15 protein-coding genes are annotated in these 18,379 nt (G+C 59.0%); 10 read left to right on the forward strand and 5 right to left on the reverse strand.

Annotation, left to right across the window (positions count from 1 at the left end; genetic code table 11):
- Positions 1–72 precede the first annotated feature (72 nt).
- A complete protein-coding gene (locus MRBLRC7O_RS11160) occupies positions 73–1,767 on the forward strand; it encodes an adenylate/guanylate cyclase domain-containing protein (protein ID WP_003504871.1) in 1,695 nt (564 codons plus the stop codon).
- Between the two features lie 34 nt (positions 1,768–1,801).
- Here MRBLRC7O_RS11160 and MRBLRC7O_RS11165 read toward each other — a convergent pair whose 3' ends face one another.
- Positions 1,802–2,284, reverse strand: a complete 483-nt coding sequence (locus tag MRBLRC7O_RS11165) for a class I SAM-dependent methyltransferase (RefSeq protein WP_003504873.1) — start codon at positions 2,282–2,284, stop codon at positions 1,802–1,804.
- Between the two features lie 4 nt (positions 2,285–2,288).
- Positions 2,289–3,629 (reverse strand): nucleotide sugar dehydrogenase, encoded by a 1,341-nt coding sequence (locus tag MRBLRC7O_RS11170; RefSeq protein WP_153315648.1) that lies wholly within the window; start codon positions 3,627–3,629, stop codon positions 2,289–2,291.
- Between the two features lie 127 nt (positions 3,630–3,756).
- On the opposite strand from MRBLRC7O_RS11170, the gene MRBLRC7O_RS11175 reads away from it, so the two are divergent.
- Positions 3,757–4,854, forward strand: coding sequence for a glycosyltransferase family 4 protein (locus MRBLRC7O_RS11175; protein ID WP_080866454.1), 1,098 nt, complete (start codon positions 3,757–3,759; stop codon positions 4,852–4,854).
- Entirely contained in the window at positions 4,851–5,594 is a 744-nt protein-coding gene (locus tag MRBLRC7O_RS11180) for a polysaccharide deacetylase family protein (protein WP_003504880.1), read from the forward strand. The genes MRBLRC7O_RS11175 and MRBLRC7O_RS11180 overlap by 4 nt, the downstream gene beginning before the upstream one ends.
- Here MRBLRC7O_RS11180 and MRBLRC7O_RS11185 read toward each other — a convergent pair.
- A complete protein-coding gene (locus MRBLRC7O_RS11185; protein ID WP_003504882.1) occupies positions 5,586–6,548 on the reverse strand; it encodes a glycosyltransferase family 32 protein in 963 nt (320 codons plus the stop codon). The two genes, MRBLRC7O_RS11180 and MRBLRC7O_RS11185, sit on opposite strands and share 9 nt — an antisense overlap.
- A 210-nt stretch (positions 6,549–6,758) precedes the next feature.
- Here MRBLRC7O_RS11185 and MRBLRC7O_RS11190 point away from each other — a divergent pair, with 210 nt between their 5' ends.
- The 7 genes from MRBLRC7O_RS11190 (at position 6,759) to MRBLRC7O_RS11220 (ending at position 16,441) form a co-directional block, all read left to right on the forward strand.
- Positions 6,759–8,651, forward strand: a complete 1,893-nt coding sequence (locus tag MRBLRC7O_RS11190) for an ABC transporter ATP-binding protein (protein ID WP_003504884.1) — start codon at positions 6,759–6,761, stop codon at positions 8,649–8,651.
- A complete protein-coding gene (locus MRBLRC7O_RS11195; protein WP_003504886.1) occupies positions 8,648–10,549 on the forward strand; it encodes an ABC transporter substrate-binding protein in 1,902 nt (633 codons plus the stop codon). The genes MRBLRC7O_RS11190 and MRBLRC7O_RS11195 overlap by 4 nt, the downstream gene beginning before the upstream one ends.
- Before the next feature lies 1 nt (position 10,550).
- Positions 10,551–11,549, forward strand: coding sequence for an ABC transporter permease (locus MRBLRC7O_RS11200; protein WP_003504887.1), 999 nt, complete (start codon positions 10,551–10,553; stop codon positions 11,547–11,549).
- Positions 11,546–12,721 carry an ABC transporter permease gene (locus MRBLRC7O_RS11205; protein ID WP_003504888.1) on the forward strand — a complete coding sequence of 392 codons (1,176 nt, stop codon included), beginning with the start codon at positions 11,546–11,548 and terminating at the stop codon, positions 12,719–12,721. The genes MRBLRC7O_RS11200 and MRBLRC7O_RS11205 overlap by 4 nt, the downstream gene beginning before the upstream one ends.
- A 72-nt stretch (positions 12,722–12,793) precedes the next feature.
- Entirely contained in the window at positions 12,794–14,002 is a 1,209-nt protein-coding gene (locus MRBLRC7O_RS11210) for a glycosyltransferase family protein (protein ID WP_003504889.1), read from the forward strand.
- Positions 14,003–14,045: 43 nt separating this feature from the next.
- On the forward strand, positions 14,046–15,293 hold the full coding sequence (locus MRBLRC7O_RS11215) for a glycosyltransferase (protein WP_161974142.1): 1,248 nt from the start codon (positions 14,046–14,048) through the stop codon (positions 15,291–15,293).
- Positions 15,290–16,441 carry a glycosyltransferase family protein gene (locus MRBLRC7O_RS11220; RefSeq protein WP_080866455.1) on the forward strand — a complete coding sequence of 384 codons (1,152 nt, stop codon included), beginning with the start codon at positions 15,290–15,292 and terminating at the stop codon, positions 16,439–16,441. Before MRBLRC7O_RS11215 ends, MRBLRC7O_RS11220 begins: the two co-directional genes overlap by 4 nt.
- Here the strand turns inward: MRBLRC7O_RS11220 and MRBLRC7O_RS11225 are convergent.
- Both MRBLRC7O_RS11225 and MRBLRC7O_RS11230 read right to left on the reverse strand, forming a co-directional pair.
- Positions 16,407–17,147, reverse strand: a complete 741-nt coding sequence (locus MRBLRC7O_RS11225; protein WP_080866635.1) for a copper homeostasis protein CutC — start codon at positions 17,145–17,147, stop codon at positions 16,407–16,409. The two genes, MRBLRC7O_RS11220 and MRBLRC7O_RS11225, sit on opposite strands and share 35 nt — an antisense overlap.
- Positions 17,148–17,173: 26 nt before the next feature.
- Positions 17,174–18,379, reverse strand: coding sequence for an MFS transporter (locus tag MRBLRC7O_RS11230; protein WP_020808536.1), 1,206 nt, complete (start codon positions 18,377–18,379; stop codon positions 17,174–17,176).

Genomic DNA, 18,379 nt, shown 5'->3' on the forward strand with positions numbered 1-18,379 from the left:
CACCCTGCACTAAGGGGTGCCACCACATACTACATGATGATTCTGCGTCGATGACCACATGATGGGATTTGCATGATCCGTTTCTTTTCGGAGACCAATTTGAGACGCGCCCGGATTTTATCCGGTCTCATCATATTTGCTTTCGTATTTTCCCATCTTTTCAATCACTCCCTCGCGCTCATCTCCATCGATACCGCCGAACGGGCGCGAAAATGGTTCAGCCTGATCTGGCTCAATCCCGTCAGCAGCCTGCTTTTTTATGGGTCGGTTGTCGTGCATGTCTGCCTTGTTCTGCGCTCGCTTTATCAGCGCAGAACGCTGCGCATGCCGCTTCGCGAAGCGCTTCAGGTCATTTTCGGCCTGTCGATCCCGTTTCTGATCATCGGCCATGCCGTGAATATCCGCGTATCGCACATGCTCTATGGCATCGACGTCGGTTATTATTCGGTTATCCGCCGCCTGTGGATCAATAATCCTGTCAGCGGCGCATGGCAGAGCCTTGCATTGATCGTGATCTGGATCCACGGATGCATCGGCCTTTATTTCTGGCTGCGTTATCGCGACTGGTATCCGAAAATCGCCGGGCTCTTCATGACGGTGGCAGTGATGCTGCCGCTTCTGGCCTTGCTGGGTTTCAGCGATGCGGGCCGCTGGCTGGAGGAAGTCGATCGGAAATACGCGCTTCCTCCCGGGCTCTCGGATTACGCCATCCAGAGAGACGAGCTCCCGCTGCAAAGGGAGATGGAAACGCGAATCCGGTTCATTACCAGCACGACCGAAGCGCTTTTTGCCGGCGCGGTCATGCTGGTCTTCGTATTGCGCGGCGTGCGCAGCTTCCGGCAACGGTTGACCGCCATCGAAATCCACTATGAACAGGGCGCACAAGCACGCATCCCGGCCGGCTTCAGCATTCTCGAAGCCAGCAGGCTCGCGGGCATCCCGCACTACTCCGTCTGTGGCGGCAAGGGACGCTGCTCAACCTGTCGCGTCAAGGTTCTGAACAGCAAGGGCCCGCTTCCGCCACCCGGGGAGATAGAGCAGACCACCTTGAGGCGCATCCATGCCGATTCGGATGTGCGGCTCGGTTGTCAGCTGCGCCCTACGAGCGATCTCAACATCGCGCTTCTCGTTTCACCGCCCCAGCAGAGCGATCTGCCCGCGGATGCACAGCCGGCCCGACCCGGCCGTGAAGAAGAAATCGCCATCCTCTTCTGCGATCTGCGTAACTTCACCACGCTGTCCGAAGCGAAGCTGCCCTATGATGTCGTCTTCCTTCTCAACCGCTATTTCACCATCGTCGGCCAAGCCGTCGAACACGCCGGAGGTCATCTCGACAAATTCATTGGCGATGGCGCCATGGCCCTTTTTGGACTTGGCGAGGATGCGGACCGTGCCTGTCGCAACGCCATGAAGGCAGCCGCAACCATATTGCGGGATATCGCCATCCTGAACGAGGGGTTGGAGAAACAATTCGCCGTCCGCCTGGAAGTGGTGGTCGGCATTCACTCCGGCCCGAGCATCGTCGGTGTGATGGGATATGGCGCGGCAAAAACCCTGACGGCCATAGGCGATACCGTCAACGTGGCAAGCAGGCTCGAATCCAAGGCCAAGGAGTTCGGCGCCGCCATCGTCGTTTCCGAACCGGCCATCATTCAGGCGGGACAGGAGATTGCCGATCTCAGGAGCGAAGAAATCGCCATTCGCGGCCGAAACTCGCAGATGAGGGTCTTCCTGCTCTCGAAGGAAGAGAGCGAGCGCTATTTATGAAGTAGCCCCGACAAACCTGTCGGGGCGTCCGATCTCAAATCTTGCGATAGAGAAAATAACGGTCCGTCGGCACACTTGCCGGCACCGGCAGCGGCTTCAGCATGGGATGATCCAGAGGCAGCCCGCTGACCGCGAGGCCGCCTTTTGCCAGCATGCCCGCAGCAAGATCGGGCAACCATGTAAGGGTAACCGCATCCTTTTCCGGATAGCCCGTGCCGATATCGGCATGCACGAAAGCCGCTTCCGTGCCGATGAAAGCCGGAGCGGTTTGCGATATTTCGCCGATCACCAGATCCTCCTGCGCCGGAACCGAGGAGGCATGTGCACCCATGGCCCTGTCGAAAGCGATGATGCGGCGGTTGGGGAACAGCTCTCGCAGGTGATTGAAGGTGCGCCCGTTTCCAAGGCCGATTTCCATAAGCGCCCCTTCACCCGGCAGATCGAGATTGGCCGCGACATGGTTGAGGATATCCCGCTGCGCGGTCAACCGGCGAATGAAACTATCGAGTCTGCTCATTTTATCAGGCCTTGATGATGTGTTTTGCGGCTATATCCCGACGCGCGAAAACATTGCGTGTGTCGATGATAAGCGGCGCCCATTCGCTTAGAGCGGCATAATCCACATTGTCATGGTCAGTCGCAACGAGAACGGCGTCGAAGGCGCCGATCGCCTGCCTGTCCCACGGCACGGATTTCATGCCCATGAGGTGGCTATATTCCCGTGTTTTCGGGATTTCAGCCACGTAGGGATCGAAATAGGCCGCTTCGCCGCCGCGCTCCTGAATAAGCTCGATGAGCTTCAGTGAGGGGCTTTCGCGAATGTCAGGCACGTTCTTTTTGTAGGCGAGACCGACAACCAGCACCTTTGAGCGGCTGAGCGCCTTGCCGGAATGAATATCGAGCGCCTCCGCAACCCGTCCGATGACGTGACGCGGCATACCGGTATTGATCTCCCCGGCAAGTTCGATGAACCGCGTTGGCAATTCATATTCCCGCGATTTCCAGGTGAGATAGAACGGGTCGATCGGTATGCAGTGGCCGCCAAGACCCGGACCGGGATAAAAGGGCATGAAACCAAACGGCTTGGTTTTCGCCGCATCGATCACTTCCCATATGTCGATACCCATCGCCTCGTAGACGACCTTGAGTTCATTGACGAGGGCGATATTGACGGCACGGAAGACGTTTTCGGTGATTTTCACCGCTTCCGCCGTGGCATTGGTCGAAACCGGAACGATTTTTTTGACCACCGAACCGTAAAAAGCCTCCATCAGCTTTCCAGCGGCCTCACCATCGCCAGCGACAACCTTCGGAATGGTCGAGGTCTCGAAATCGCGATTGCCGGGATCTTCCCGCTCGGGCGAAAAGCCAAGGAAGAAATCGACGCCGGAGACAAACCCGGTGCTTTCCAGAATGGTCTTCACCACCCCGTCGGTGGTGCCGGGATAGGTGGTCGATTCCAGAACCACGAGCTGCCCCTTGCGCAGATGCGCGGCAATATCCCGGCAGGTCTTTTCGACATAGGAGAGATCCGGCTCGCGATATTTGGTCAGGGGCGTGGGCACGCAGATGGCGATGACATTGCATTCGGCCAGCCTGGAGAAATCCGAGGTGGCGACAAAGCCGTCATCCTGCCTCACACTTGCCAGCACCTCGTCCGAAACGGCCTCGATATAGCTGTGTCCGGCCTCGATCGCGGTAATTTTGCCGGGATCGATATCGAAACCGACAACCTCGAAACCGCCCTTGGCGATCGTCATGGCAAGCGGCAGACCGACATAGCCGAGGCCGATCACCCCCGCTTTGGCGCTTCTGTTTTCAATGCTGGAAAGCAGGTTCTGGGAAATGTCTGGGGAAGTCAAAGCGTGTCACGCTCCGCGCATGTGCAAAAGATGCCTTTCAGTTGGGCAAGAATGACTGACCTGTCAAGGCTCGGGCCTTTCAAATTCCGGTTGACGCCCAAGCCGCCGGCAACGCACAACCATCGCCATGAAGATCGCCTTTTATGCGCCGCTCAAATCACCCAACCATCCCGTTCCCTCCGGCGACCGGCTGATGGCCCGTTTGCTGATGAGAGCGATGACGATGGGGGGCCATGAGGTTTCAATCGCCTCCGAACTGCGCGGCTTCCTGAAACAGCCGGATGATCCCGCGCGGGCTTCGCTTGCCGATGCTGCTGAGCGCGAAATCGAGACCATCACGCAGCGCTGGCAGCTGGAGGGCGCACCGGACCTCTGGTTTTGTTATCACCCCTATTACAAGGCCCTCGATTTGCTTGGGCCGGAACTGGCCAGACGTTTCGATATTCCCTACGTCACCGCCGAGGCATCCTATTCGCCCAAGCGCAACGGGATGGGCTGGCAGGTGGTTCAAGACCGGTTGCTGGCCGCATTGAATGTCGCATCGATCAATATCTGCCTCACTGCGCGGGATCGCGAGGGGCTTGTGCGGGCCTCGCCCGCCCTTCGATGGGCCATGTTACCGCCCTTTATCGATGCCGAGGCCTTTCTCAAAAACACACCCAATCCGACCCCGGCAAAGTTGATTGCCGTCGCCATGATGCGGGCGGGTGACAAGCTCGACAGCTATCGCGCCCTTGCCGAAGCGCTCGCCCTTTTGCCGCAGGATATCAACTGGACGCTGGATATCGTCGGCGATGGGCCGGAACGCGCGGCCGTACAAGCCATGTTCAGCGCTTTTCCGGATCAGCGCCTTGTCTGGCACGGGGAAAAAACCGCGTCCGAGATCGCCATGCTTCTTTCGAAAGCGTCACTCTATGTCTGGCCGGGCCATGGCGAGGCCTATGGGCTTGCCTATCTCGAAGCGCAGGCCGCCGGCCTACCCGTCGTGGCCGAAAAGGTGGCGGGCGTTCCCGAAGTGGTAAAATCCGGCACCACAGGATTACTGACACCGGAGAATGATACAGCCGCCTATGCCGACGCGATTAAAACCCTGATCGGTGATGACAACAGGCGTGAAGAACTGGCAAGGGCGGCCCGGCAATTCGTCAGGAACGAACGGTCTTTGGAAAACGCCGCAAAAGAGCTGAACCATATCCTGCTGCAAGCAAAGGCGCGAAGATCATGAGTCTGGAAACACTCGTTGCGGCACTGGACGAATGTGAGCGGCGCGGCATAAAGGCCGATCTCTGGCTCAGGGACGACGATGCGGTGGAGCCGACACCGGCCCTCGACACGCTACTCGATCTTTGCGCCGGCTTTTCCGCTCCGGTCACGCTCGCGGTCATTCCCGAGATGACGACAGACAGGCTCGCACAGCATCTGGATACGTCTGATATCGCCCAGGTCGCCGTCCATGGCTGGTCCCATGCGAATTATGCCGGGGAGAAAGAAAAGAAGCAGGAGCTCGGATCACATCGCGATCCGGCCATCGTTCTCGATGAGTTGCAATCCGGGCTGGATAAACTCCACGACCTGCATGGTGGGCGCTTGGTACCTATGCTCGTGCCGCCATGGAACCGCATAGATGCCGGTATCGTGAAGGAGTTGGCCGGCCTCGGATATCGCGCCTTGTCCGTTTTCGGCCCGGAGAAAAGCACCCTGCCGCCCTGCCTGAACACCCATGTCGACGTGATCGACTGGCACGGCAGCCGCGGTGGCCGTGACGACGATGTTCTTTTCGCCGAGACCGCCGCCCGCATCCTGTACACCGCCGAGAACGGCGGCGCGACCGGCATCCTCACCCATCATCTCGTGCATGATGACAATGTATGGCGCTTCCTGAGACGGCTTTTCGAAGTGACCGCCGAACATCCCGCCGCCCGCTGGCGTTCTTCCAAGGACCTTGTCGACGAAATCTCACCATGATTTCCAGGCGATCAGCAACCCGCCCGCCTCAGTGGAAAGTTTCCGCCTGACCACTTCCACCTCATCGAAAGCTGCGCGGTCGGGAAGAGACGCGGCGACGAACGACGCCGGCGCGAGGCTGATGCTTCCGGCCCGGGCGATAACGGTGAATATCAAAGGACCGGTCGACCACCAGGCAGGCGCGCGCGGCATGTCTTCGATGATCCCGGGAAAGGCCTCCAGCATTTTGCCAAAAACCGGATGTCCGGTAGGCGCAGCGATGAAGGAATTGGCAAGCAGCATGCTGCCCTGCCCCGTGTCACGCGGCGTTTTTTCGTCAAATACCGTCAGCCCCGCCAGGGGCAGGAATGTATCGAAGCTCACATCATCCCGCGCCGGATACCAGTCACAATCAAGATAGATGCCGCCAAATCGCTCCAGCAGGATATAACGGGCCACATCCACCGCACCCGGATAATCGCCTTTGTCCAGCATGGTTTTGAAGATGCCGTTCGAAAACACGCCTTCCCGCTCAAGATCAGCCTCCCGCCAGAGGCGATAGTCGTAACCATGGTTAGAAGCGTGGGCGGCCCATGCCTCAACCGATACCGGCGGGGCTTTTTCCCCGATCCATATCTGGTGGATAAGCCTTGGCACGTCTTCACGGCTTTTGAGACTGATGATGCGACGTTCTTCCGTGGAAAACCGCGCATATTTCTGCAGCACCTGTGGCGGCGGAACCAGCGTATATTGATAGCCGATCCTGGCGACCATATCGCCCTCGGCCTTGGCGAGACGCAGCCGCGCGGCATGCAGCCTGCGCGGCAGACCGAGCACCGTCCGTTCGCCCATCAGATGTCCGTCTTTTGCTGCAACCAGCGATAAGAGAAGCGCGTCGGCTTCCACATATCGGCCGTCATTTTGCAACTGCCGGGCTTTATCGAGCTCAGCGTCATAATATTTCTTGTCGGACATGGATCCTCATTCAAAAGCACCCGTTAACATATCACGAAACAGGAGCTGTCAGGCAAGCCGCCCTATTTCGGAAGCCGGCTTTGAATTTGCTAAACAATTCGATGTTTCAGAGGCATAGACAGACAACAAACCCTGCGATAACGTGGATTTAAGCCCTCCTGAGCAATTGTCACAACGTAACAATAAAGAGACGGCAAGGAACCCTTTGGCATGAGCGCAGGCGCAGATTTGCTCCGTATTGAAAATCTGCGGGTTTCGTTTTCTCTGATGGGCGGCACCATCGATGCCGTCAGGGGTACCAGCCTTCGCATTCTTCCGGGAAAAGTCACTGCTCTCGTTGGCGAGTCCGGCTCGGGAAAGTCCGTCATCGGCCAGACCATCATGGGCATTCATCCCAAGACGGCGCGCGTGAACGGCCGCGTGTTGTTCACCGATCCGGAAAATGCCGCAGCCGGCCCTATCGATCTGCTGCAATTGCCGAAGGACGGGCGGGAAATCCGTTCAATACGCGGAAACCGCATCGGCCTGATTTTTCAGGAGCCTATGACGTCCTTCTCGCCGCTGCATACGATCGGCAACCAGATCGATGAGGCGCTCAGAATCCACAGCATCCTGTCGCCGGCCGAACGTGCGGAAAAAATGTATGAAACGCTCGATCTCGTTGGGTTTTCCAAACCCAAGAAGGTCGTGAACATGTATCCCTTCGAATTGTCGGGCGGCATGCGCCAGCGTGCCATGATCGCCATGGCGCTGATCTGTCGCCCCGCGCTCCTGATCGCCGACGAGCCGACGACGGCGCTTGATGTGACGATACAGGCGCAGATCCTGAAGCTCCTGCGCGATCTCCAGAGCCGGCTGAACATGAGCATGCTGCTCATCACCCACGATCTCGGCGTAGTGGCCAATATCGCCGACGAGGTCGCCGTGATCTATCAGGGCGAGATCATGGAGGCGGGCACGGTCGATGACATTTTCAAGTCGCCAAGCCATCCCTATCTCAAAGGCTTGATGGCCGCCGTACCGCATTTCGACATGAAGCCCGGCGAAAGGCTGAAGGCGCTGCGCGAAATCAACATTGACCACGAAAGCCTGGTCGGCAAAAAGACCGCCGCGGTCAATAAAACTCCCGGCCCGCTTCTGACCGTGGACAATATCAGCAAGACCTTCACAACCCGCAAATCCAGCTGGTTCCGCAAGGGTGACGCCAACGCCACCAAAGCGGTCAACAGCGTCAGTTTTGAAATCCGCCGAGGAGAATGCCTCGGCCTGGTCGGCGAAAGCGGCAGCGGCAAAACCACCGTCAGCAAAATCCTCATGCGCGCCGTGCGCCCGGATGAAGGCTCGGTGACCTTTCACCGGCCGCAGGGCGATATCGATGTCCTCAATGCGAAGGACGGCGACCTCAAGGAGCTGCGGTCGAAGATACAGATGGTCTTCCAGGACCCGATATCGTCGCTGTCTCCACGCATGACCGTGGGCAATATTCTGAGCGAGCCGCTCGAAATCCACGGACGGGGCGATGCGAAATACCGCGCGGAGAAAGTCCGCAATCTCGTCAGGGCTATCGGGCTTGGAGAAAGCGCGCTTAATCGTTATCCGCACAGTTTTTCGGGCGGCCAAAGGCAGCGTATCGGTATCGCCAGAGCCCTGGCGCTCGGACCCGAACTGCTGATCTGCGATGAACCCGTTTCCGCCCTCGATGTCTCCGTGCAGGCGCAAATCCTCAATCTGCTCAAGGATTTGCAAAAAGACCTCGGGCTTACCTATCTCTTCATCTCGCACAATCTGGCGGTGGTGGATTACATGGCCGACCGCGTGGCCGTGATGTGCGAGGGCCGCATCGTCGAGCTGGCGCCGCGGGAAATCATGATGCGCGCTCCCGTGCATCCCTATACCAAATCGCTGCTGGCGGCTGTACCTTTCCCCGATCTCGACCGGCCGCTCGATTTCCGCACCATCGGCAAGATCAGCGCGACGGGCAAATTCGACTGGGGCAAGCAGTTCCGCGATGAGGGTGATGGCGACATGATCTCCGCCGATCTGGGCGACGGCCATTTCGTTCTCGCAAACGGCAACGCCGATATCCGGGAGCTTCGCCCTTGATCACGCGCCGCACCACCCTTGCCCTGTTGGCCTCCGTTTTCCTGCCGGCCTATGCGCGAGCCGCCTATACCGACCCCGCCTATTTCAAGGAAAAACGGGAAAAGGGCGAATTGCCCGACGTAGCCGAACGGCTGCCGAAAAACCCGCGCGTCATCGACATGAAAGCGCTTGGCCGTGAGCCAGGAAAACATGGCGGCTCGGTGCGCATGCTCATTGGCGGCCAGCGTGATATCAGGCTGATGCCGATCAGCAGCTATGCCCGCCTCGTCGGTTATGACGAAAAATTCGAGCTTCATCCGGATATTCTGGAAAGCTACGACGTTCAGGACGAACGCATCTTCACCTTCAAGCTGCGCGAGGGCCACAAATGGTCCGATGGCAGCGACTTCACCTCTGAGGATTTCCGCTATTTCTGGGAGGATGTCGCCCTCAACAAGGAAATCCACAAGGGCGGTCCTCCGATCGAACTTCTGGTCAACAACAAACCACCCCTGATCGAGGTCATTGACCTGCTGACGGTACGTTACAGCTGGGACGGCCCCAACCCGGATTTTCTGGCCAAGCTCGCAGCCGCCTCGCCGGCGCGGCTGTTCCTTCCCGCCGCCTACATGAAGCAGTTCCACGTCAAATATCAGACTGCGGAAAACCTCGCCAAACTCATCAAGAAAAACAAGGCGGATGACTGGAGCGGGCTGCATATCAAGATGTCGCGGCAGGTGCGCCCGGAAAATCCTGCTTTGCCGACACTGGATGCCTGGCGAAACACAACCGCGCCGCCAGCCGAACAGTTCGTGTTCGAACGCAACCCCTATTATCATCGCGTCGATGAAAACGGCCTGCAACTGCCCTATCTCGACCGGTTCCTGCTGAACGTCACCTCGTCCGATATCATCTCGGCCAAGACGGCCTCCGGCGACAGCGATCTGCAATATTTTGGCCTCGATTTCGCCGACTACACCTTTTTGAAGGATGCGGAAAAGCGTTTTCCTCTGAAGGTGAACCTCTACAAGCGCTCCCAGGGTTCACGCATCGCGCTTCTGCCCAACCTGAATTGCGCCGATCCGGTCTGGCGCAGCGCTTTTCAGGACGTACGCGTGCGCCGTGCTTTGTCCCTTGCGATCAACCGGCACGAAATCAACATGGTCTGTTTTTACGGGCTGGCGAAGGAGAGCGCCGATACCGTTCTGCCGGAAAGCCCGCTTTACCGGCAGGAATTTGCGGATGCCTGGAGCGCCTTCGACCGCGCAACCGCCAACAGGCTGCTCGATGAAGCCGGTCTCGACAAGCGCGACAATGCCGGCCTTCGGCTCCTGCCGGATGGGCGTCCGGCCTATATCATCGTCGAGACGACTGGTGAAAGCACGCTCGAAACCGACGTGATGGAGCTGGTGACGGATCACTGGCGGCATATCGGTATTGCTGTTTCCGTGCGCCCCACCCAGCGCGATGTTTTCCGCAAACGCGCCATGGGCGGCGAGGTGCTGATGTCGGTATGGATGGGCATGGACAATGGTGTGCCGACACCTGATATGCTGCCTTCCGGCCTTGCGCCCACCGGTGACGACCAGCTGCAATGGCCGGTCTGGGGCGTCCATTATCTTTCCGGCGGCCGCGAGGGCAAGGAACCTGACCTGCCGGAGGCGGCGCACCTGCTCGATCTCCTGAAAAAATGGCGCCGAAGCGTCACCGAGGAAGAACGTCAGGCCATCTGGCTGGAGATGCTCGGGATTTATACGCAGCAGGTGTTTTCCATCGGTATCGTCAACGGCGCGCTGCAACCCGTCGTCCATGTCAAACGCATGCGAAACGTGCCGGACAAGGCGCTTTTCGGTTACGAACCCACATCTTATCTCGGCGTCTACATGCCGGATGCCTTCTGGTATGACGGAGACGCCTGATATGCTGCGGTATATTTTAAAGCGCATCCTCGTCATGATCCCCACGCTGATCCTGATCTCGATGCTGGTCTTCACCATCATCGAACTGCCGCCGGGCGATTATTTCGAAAGCTACGTCGCAGAGCTGCGTGCCATGGGCGAAACGGCGAACCTTGCCGAAATCGAGGAGTTGCGCGTCCGCTATGGCTTCGATCAACCGGCACCGATCCGCTATTTCCGCTGGGCGACCGGCATGCTCGTCGGTGATTTCGGTTATTCCTTCGAATATCAGCTGCCGGTCAGCGATGTGGTTGGAGACCGCCTGTGGCTGACGGTTCTGGTGTCCTTCGTCACCATCATCGTCACCTGGATCCTCGCTTTTCCAATCGGCATCTATTCCGCCACGCACAAATACAGCTGGGGTGACTACGGGCTCACCTTCCTCGGCCTGCTCGGCATCGCCATTCCCAATTTCATGCTGGCGTTGATCCTGATGTATTTCGCCAATATCTGGTTCGGCATCTCCATCGGCCACCTGATGGACCGGGAATATCTGAGCCAGGCGATGAGCTGGGCGAAGCTCAAATCGATCCTCGAACATATCTGGATTCCCGTCCTCATCATCGGAACAGCGGGTACGGCCGGCATGATACGCCGCCTGCGCGCCAATCTGCTCGACGAATTGCAGAAGCAGTATGTGGTGACGGCCCGGGCCAAGGGGCTTCATCCCTTCAAGGTGCTGACCAAATATCCGCTGCGCATGGCGCTGAATTTCTTCATCTCGGATATCGGCTCGATCCTGCCTGCGATCATATCAGGCGCGGAAATCACCGCAGTCGTCCTGTCGCTCGAAACCACCGGCCCCATGCTCATCAGAGCGCTGCAGAGCCAGGACATGTATCTGGCCGGTTCGTTCCTGATGTTCCTTGCTTTCCTGACGGTGATCGGCGTTCTGGTGTCGGATATCGCCCTTGCCATACTCGACCCGCGAATCCGCTTCGGAGGTGGTAACGTCAAATGACTTCATCCATTCCGAACCCCGGCGAAGCGCTGCCCCACTATGTCTCGACCGCGCCCTTCGACCCGTCGCTGATCGAACCCAACACGTCAGGAATGGCGGCCTTCAGCAAGGCCTCGCAGCTGCGTCTCATGTGGTGGCAGTTCCGTCAGCACAAGATCGCGGTCTGGTCCGGCGCTTTTCTGGTGGTGCTTTACCTTTCGATCCTGATCAGCGAATTCCTCGCGCCCTATAACCTCCATACCCGCAATATCGAGCACATCTACGCGCCACCGCAGGCCATTCACCTGTTCAATGACGGAAAATTTGTCGGCCCCTTCGTTTACGGCCGGGAAATGACGCTCGACATGGACAATCTAAGACGGGTCTATCGGGACGTGCCGACGGATATCCAGCCGCTGCGTTTCTTCTGCAAGGGCGATACCTATCACTTCTGGGGCCTGTTCGAGGGCAGAACCCATCTCGTTTGCCCGGCCGAAGGCGGTGAAATGTTCCTGCTCGGCACGGATCGTCTCGGCCGTGACGTACTCTCCCGTATCATCTATGGCGCCCGTATTTCGCTGACCATCGGCCTTCTCGGCGTCGCCATGAGCTTCGTTCTCGGCATTGTGATCGGTGGTCTGGCGGGTTATCGCGGCGGCACCTTCGACCTGATCGTCCAGCGCATCATCGAGGTGCTGCAATCCATCCCCAGCATTCCGCTGTGGCTGGCGCTTGCAGCCATCATGCCGGTGACCTGGAGCCCTATCCTCGTCTATCTCGGCATCACCATCATTCTCGGCATGCTGGACTGGACGGGGCTGGCGCGCGCCGTGCGCTCAAAACTGCTGGCGCTTCGCGAAGAAGACTATGTTTTGTCTGCACAATTGATGGGCGCGGGCACGCCGCGCATCATCGGCAGACACCTTATTCCCGGCTTCATGTCACACCTGATCGCCTCTGCCACATTGACGATTCCAGGCATGATCCTGGGCGAGACCGCACTGAGCTTTCTCGGGCTTGGTCTCAGACCACCGATCACAAGTTGGGGAATTCTGCTCACGGAGGCGCGCAGCGTCAGCGTCATTGCGCTATATCCGTGGCTTCTCATACCGACGATCCCGGTCGTTCTCGTCATTCTGGCCTTTAATTTCTTCGGTGACGGACTACGTGATGCTGCGGACCCCTTCAAATAAAATGGAATACGTCTTGATACACTGCCCTTCCGACGCCGCCTTCATCGTGAAAGGCAAAAAGAGGTCTGGCCCATGAGCTCCCGTTTGAACGACGCGCGCATTCTCATGTACAGCCATGATTCCTTCGGCCTCGGCCATCTGCGGCGGTGTCGCACGATTGCGCATGCTCTGGTGGAGGATTATCGCGGCCTCAACGTCCTCATCATTTCAGGTGCGACGATTGCCGGCGCCTTCGATTATCGCGCCCGTGTCGATTTCGTGAAAATCCCGAGCGTCATCAAGCTGCGCAACGGCGAATATACCTCGATGGACAGGCATATCGATCTTCAGGAAACGCTGAAGATGCGCCGCTCCATCATCTATCACACCGCAGAAAGCTTCCAGCCGGATATCTTCATCGTCGACAAGGAACCCATGGGCCTGCGCGGCGAGGTGGAGGAAACGCTCGCCTATCTCAAGGGACAGGGCACCAAGCTCGTCATCGGCCTGCGCGACGTCATGGATGCGCCGCAGCTGCTCGAAGCGGAGTGGAAGCGCAACAATGTCATGACAAAGATCGGCCAGTTCTATGACCACGTCTGGATTTATGGCCCGCCCGATTTCCACGATCCGCTGACGGGGCTCGACGTTCCGCACACCGTTCGAGACAAGATGGATTTCGTCGGTTTCCTGCAAAGGTCCAAGACGCAGGCCGAAACCGTATCGCATCGGCCGGAAGGCGATTACCTTCTCGTCACCACCGGCGGCGGCGGTGATGGCAGCGAATTGATCGATGACGTCATCAACGCCTATCGCCATGACAGCGAACTGACGCATAAGGCGCTGGTGGTGCTCGGCCCCTATATGCCGGCGGATCAGCGTCAGCGCTTCATGAACAGCGTCGCCGATATTCCGCATATCGAGATCATCGAGTTCGACAATCGCATGGAAGATCTCGTCGCCGGCGCGCAGGCCGTTGTTTCGATGGGCGGATACAACACCGTCTGCGAGATATTGTCTTTCGACAAACCCGCCCTCGTCGTGCCGCGCACGGTGCCGCGCGAAGAGCAGCTTATCCGCGCCAGCCGCGCCTCGGAGCTTGGCCTTTTCGACATGCTTCTACCGGAAGATGCCGAAAATCCGGCAAAAATGGCAGCAGCTCTGAAGGCGCTGCCAAACCGCGCACCGCCTTCCGTCAATGCGCGCGGGCTGAAACTGGATGGTCTGGAAAACATATCGCGCCGGATCGCCGAATGGCTGCCGCCCGAGGGCGACAAGGCGCCGATCACGCTAACCGCGTGACCGGTTCCCCGACAAACACCACTTCAAAAGAGACACGCGCAACGTGACCGATACAAAAAAAATCGTGGTGCTCCTCAAGGGCTATCCGCGCCTGTCCGAGACATTCATCGCTCAGGAGCTTCTCGGGCTGGAAAAGGCCGGCCTGAAGCTCGAACTCATGTCGATGCGCCGGCCCACGGACAAGAAGCGCCATCCCGTTCACGATGAAATCCGCGCGCCCGTTACCTATTTGCCGGAGTATCTGCACGAGGAACCGCTGCGCGTTCTGAGGGCGCTATGGGCCTGCCGCAAAAAGCCGGGCTTCACCAAAGCGCTTCGCCGCTTTTTCAGCGACCTGCCGCATGATCTCAGCCGCAACCGCTTCCGCCGTTTCGGGCAGGCCGCGGTGCTCGCGCATGAATGGCCGGACGATGCCGAATGGCTGCACGTTCACTTCATCCACACGCCCGCCTCGGTCGCCGCCTATACCCATCTGATGACAGGCACGCCCTGGACGATCTCGGCGCACGCGAAGGACATCTGGACCTCGAACGACCGCGACCTTGCCGCCAAGCTGCAAAGCGCCCGCTGGGCCGTGACCTGCACCGCCGGCGGTTTTCAGCATCTGCAGACCCTTTCCGGGGCCAAGAAGAATGTGCATCTGAGCTATCATGGCCTCGATCTCACCCGCTTCCCGCATTTCGAGACACCGCGTCCGGTAAGGGACGGATCGGACGCCGATGATCCTGTCAGGATTTTAAGCGTCGGCCGAGCCGTCAAGAAAAAGGGCATCGATATTCTGCTGCGCGCGCTCGCCTCGCTTCCCCAGAATATCCATTGGCGTTTCACCCATATCGGCGGCGGCGATGAACTGGCCGCACTGAAGAAACTTGCCGACGAACTCTGCATTGCCGACAGGATCGTCTGGACCGGGGCGATGGACCAGAAACAGGTATTGGAAAACTACCGGGAAGCAGACCTCTTCGCCCTTGCCTGCCGCATCACCAGCGATGGCGACCGCGACGGCCTTCCCAATGTGCTGGTCGAGGCTGCGAGCCAGGCTTTGACCTGCATCTCCACCAACATATCAGGCATTCCGGAGTTCTTCGTCAGTGGTGAAAACGGCCTATTGACGGAACCGGAAAATCCGGCCGCCTTCGCAGAGGCGCTACGCATGGCCATCACCGATCCGCAATTGCGCCAGCGTCTTGGCAGTGCAGCCGAAAACCGTGTGCGCACCGCCTTCGACCATCGCACCAGCATTGCCGAACTGACGGCCCTGTTCGAGACCGAGTGGGAAAAAACGCCATGACCGATACGGAAAAACGCCCCTGCGTCTTCTTTTACGTCCAGCACCTTCTCGGTATCGGCCATATCGCCCGCGCCAGCCGCATTGCCAAAGCCCTTCAGGCGGACGGTTTTGATGTGGTTCTGGTGACGGGCGGCACTCCGGTCCCGGGCTTTCCGGGCGAGGGCATCCGCCATGTCGAATTGCCGCCCATCGCCGTTAGCGACGGCAACTTTGCCGGCCTGGTCGACAGTTCCGGCAAACCGGTGGATGACGACTTCAAGAGGCTTAGAACCGATATGCTGATCGGGGCCTATCACGGCGCCAAACCCGATATCGTTATCATCGAGGCTTTCCCTTTCGGTCGCAGGCAGGTGCGTTTTGAATTGCTGCCGCTGCTGGACGAGATTGAGGACAGCGAACCGCGCCCGCTCGTCATGGCGTCGCTGCGCGATATTCTTCAGGAAAAAACCAAACCGGGACGGGACGAAGAGACCGTGTCGCTGGTGAAGAAACATTTCGATGCGGTGCTCGTCCATGGCGATCCGGATTTCGCCCGGCTGGAAGACACCTTTCCCCTCGCCGGTGAAATCAGCCAGCGCATCGTCTATACCGGGCTCGTCGCCCCCCTTCCGCCGCCGGAACCGGAGGAGAAATTCGACATCGTGGTTTCCGCAGGCGGCGGCGCCGTAGGGGCAACACTCATACGGGCTGCTATCGAGGCCGCCCCTCTGCTTGGTGGCATCAAGAACTGGTGCCTCGTAACCGGTCCAAACATGCCGCAAGCGGATTTCGATGCGATCTCGGCGCAGGCGGCCGAGAATGTGTCCGTCTTCCGTTTCCGTAAGGATTTCGCAAGTTTGCTCGCCGGGGCACGGCTTTCGGTTTCACAGGCCGGTTATAATACCGTCTGCGATATTCTTCAGGCCAGATGCCGCTCGCTTCTCATCCCGTTCGCAGCCGGGGGCGAAACCGAACAGAGCGCCCGTGCCGAACGACTGGCGCGGCTGGGGCTGGCGCATGTGCTGGAGGAGAAGGATATTTCGGCGCAACCGATGGCCGATGCCATCAAGGCAGCACTGGCCTTGCCAGCACCCGGCACGATCACGCTCGACCTCGACGGCGCGGCCGGAACGGCTAGAGCGCTGCGCCGCCTTTATGATGAGCGGTGAGGATCGTCTTCAACTCGCGAACCGCCGCCTCATCTGTAACCTTGCGCCCTGCGCCGGTGAAACCGAGCTTCGCCACCCTGCTTTCCAGATCAAAGGATGGAACGGCGGAACAGGATGCGTGGATTTCCGTGATCGGAAAGCGATCCAGCAATGTCTGAACGCTCTGCGGACGCACGCCGGCGCCGGGCATGATGATGATCCGGCCTGTCGCCATCTCGGACAGGTGCGCCAGAGCCTCCATCCCCTCAAGCGCCGAACGCGCGCCACCGGAAGTGAGAATTCTTGGAAATCCCAACGCGATGGCGGCTTCCAGCGCCTCTTCCATGTCAGGCACGACATCGAAAGCCCGATGCAGCGTCACATCCAGCCCGTCGGCATGATTGCGCAGCTCTTCAAGCAAGCCAATATCGAGCGAACCATCGCCACGCGACGCGCCGAGCACCACGCCGGAAAGGCCTGCAGCACGCGCCGCATCGATGTCGCGTTTCATGACATCCGCTTCGTCGCGTGTGAACACGAAATCACCGGCGCGCGGCCTGATCATGACGCTCACCGGCAGCCCACAGGACGCCGCGCGTTGCATGAAACCCGCCGATGGCGTCACACCGCCGCCCGACAGCGCCGCACAGAGCTCGATGCGATCGGCCCCGCCGCTGACCGCCGCTTCCAGACCGGCGACATCGTCCACACAAATCTCGAGAATCATCGTAACCTCTTTCATTTGGGTGGCCGTTACCTGCGGCGGCCCTTTCCATCAAGCGCGTAAAGCATATAAACGCCGCCGAGCCCCACGATTGCTCCCAATATGGAAGTTCCCGAATAGCTGGAGACCAGGGTTCCAACGGCAAAAATCAGCGCACCCAGACCAGCACCGAGAAAGATATTGACGGCAATCAGCGAGCTTCCGAGCCCCGGCCGATCAGCGATCAGTTCCTGCAGGTAGGTAATGGGAATGCTGATGATCGCGGCGGCACCCAGCGCACTGATAACCGTCTGCGCGTAGATATGCCACGGCGCGGAAGCAAGCCCCTGCAGGATGAGATAGATGGCATAAAGTCCCGCTCCCGCCGCAAGTGTCAGTGTTTGCGGAACCTTCTTCTCGATCCAGCCCCAGAGGAGAATGAAGACGATTTCCAGCGCAGCGACGATACCCGCAACAATACCGATATCCGCCACCGTGCCCTTGGCCTGTCCGGTTATGATAAGCGAGCGCACGGAATCGTTGAGATGCAGCATCGAGCAGATGAGCGCGATGGCGATGATCCGGAGCAGCACCCGCCGTGACCCGATTTCCGCAAGCGAGGCGCGCAGGCCGAACCGCGCTTCGGTATTTGCCGATGCCGGCGTGGCGGCCCGCGGCAGGCAGAAGGCGACGAGCAGAAAACAGACAAGCGCGCAGATGCCCGAAAACAGGAAAGCCATCAGCATATTGCCGGAATTCACCAGAAAAACACCGACAATACCAGGCACCAGCACCCAGGAGAGCGAGATGGTTGCCCGCATGATCGAGTTCACCGCGATCATTTCACCTGTCGAAAGGTTGCGCGCATCCGCACGCACATGCGCGAAGATCAACGAATTCATCGCTCCGAAAATCGGCAGAAGCACCAGCTTCGCGGCGACAAATGCCGTGGCGTTACCGGCCAGATAAACCAGCAGATAACCGCTGACGCCGAAGAGCGCGATATAGAGCATTGGCTTGCGATATTCGCCCAGCCTGTCGGCGACGATGCCCATCAACACGCTGGCGCTGACATTGATGACAGCGGCAAACAGCATCAACAGCGAATAGACGCTGTTGCTCAGCCCGATTTCGCGAATGCCGATGACCGCCTGATAGGGGGCGGTCGCCGCATTCGAAAACCCGAAAAACAGGATGGCGAGCGCCCCGATGCGGATCGACGGATTGTTGATGACGATGGAAAGAGCCGACGGCAT

Origin of the sequence: Agrobacterium radiobacter, assembly GCF_040801995.1 — a bacterium.
Classification (GTDB): domain Bacteria; phylum Pseudomonadota; class Alphaproteobacteria; order Rhizobiales; family Rhizobiaceae; genus Agrobacterium; species Agrobacterium radiobacter.

What these genes read in the sequence shown, in the direction of transcription:
- MRBLRC7O_RS11230 (WP_020808536.1), bottom strand. Translation starts at nt 18,379, where the DNA reads ATGCCGTCGGCTCTTTCCATCGTCATCAACAATCCGTCGATCCGCATC.
- MRBLRC7O_RS11225 (WP_080866635.1), bottom strand. Translation starts at nt 17,147, where the DNA reads ATGATTCTCGAGATTTGTGTGGACGATGTCGCCGGTCTGGAAGCGGCG.
- MRBLRC7O_RS11205 (WP_003504888.1), top strand. Translation starts at nt 11,546, where the DNA reads ATGACTTCATCCATTCCGAACCCCGGCGAAGCGCTGCCCCACTATGTC.
- MRBLRC7O_RS11175 (WP_080866454.1), top strand. Translation starts at nt 3,757, where the DNA reads ATGAAGATCGCCTTTTATGCGCCGCTCAAATCACCCAACCATCCCGTT.
- MRBLRC7O_RS11210 (WP_003504889.1), top strand. Translation starts at nt 12,794, where the DNA reads ATGAGCTCCCGTTTGAACGACGCGCGCATTCTCATGTACAGCCATGAT.
- MRBLRC7O_RS11185 (WP_003504882.1), bottom strand. Translation starts at nt 6,548, where the DNA reads ATGTCCGACAAGAAATATTATGACGCTGAGCTCGATAAAGCCCGGCAG.
- MRBLRC7O_RS11220 (WP_080866455.1), top strand. Translation starts at nt 15,290, where the DNA reads ATGACCGATACGGAAAAACGCCCCTGCGTCTTCTTTTACGTCCAGCAC.
- MRBLRC7O_RS11180 (WP_003504880.1), top strand. Translation starts at nt 4,851, where the DNA reads ATGAGTCTGGAAACACTCGTTGCGGCACTGGACGAATGTGAGCGGCGC.
- MRBLRC7O_RS11200 (WP_003504887.1), top strand. Translation starts at nt 10,551, where the DNA reads ATGCTGCGGTATATTTTAAAGCGCATCCTCGTCATGATCCCCACGCTG.
- MRBLRC7O_RS11190 (WP_003504884.1), top strand. Translation starts at nt 6,759, where the DNA reads ATGAGCGCAGGCGCAGATTTGCTCCGTATTGAAAATCTGCGGGTTTCG.
- MRBLRC7O_RS11160 (WP_003504871.1), top strand. Translation starts at nt 73, where the DNA reads ATGATCCGTTTCTTTTCGGAGACCAATTTGAGACGCGCCCGGATTTTA.
- MRBLRC7O_RS11165 (WP_003504873.1), bottom strand. Translation starts at nt 2,284, where the DNA reads ATGAGCAGACTCGATAGTTTCATTCGCCGGTTGACCGCGCAGCGGGAT.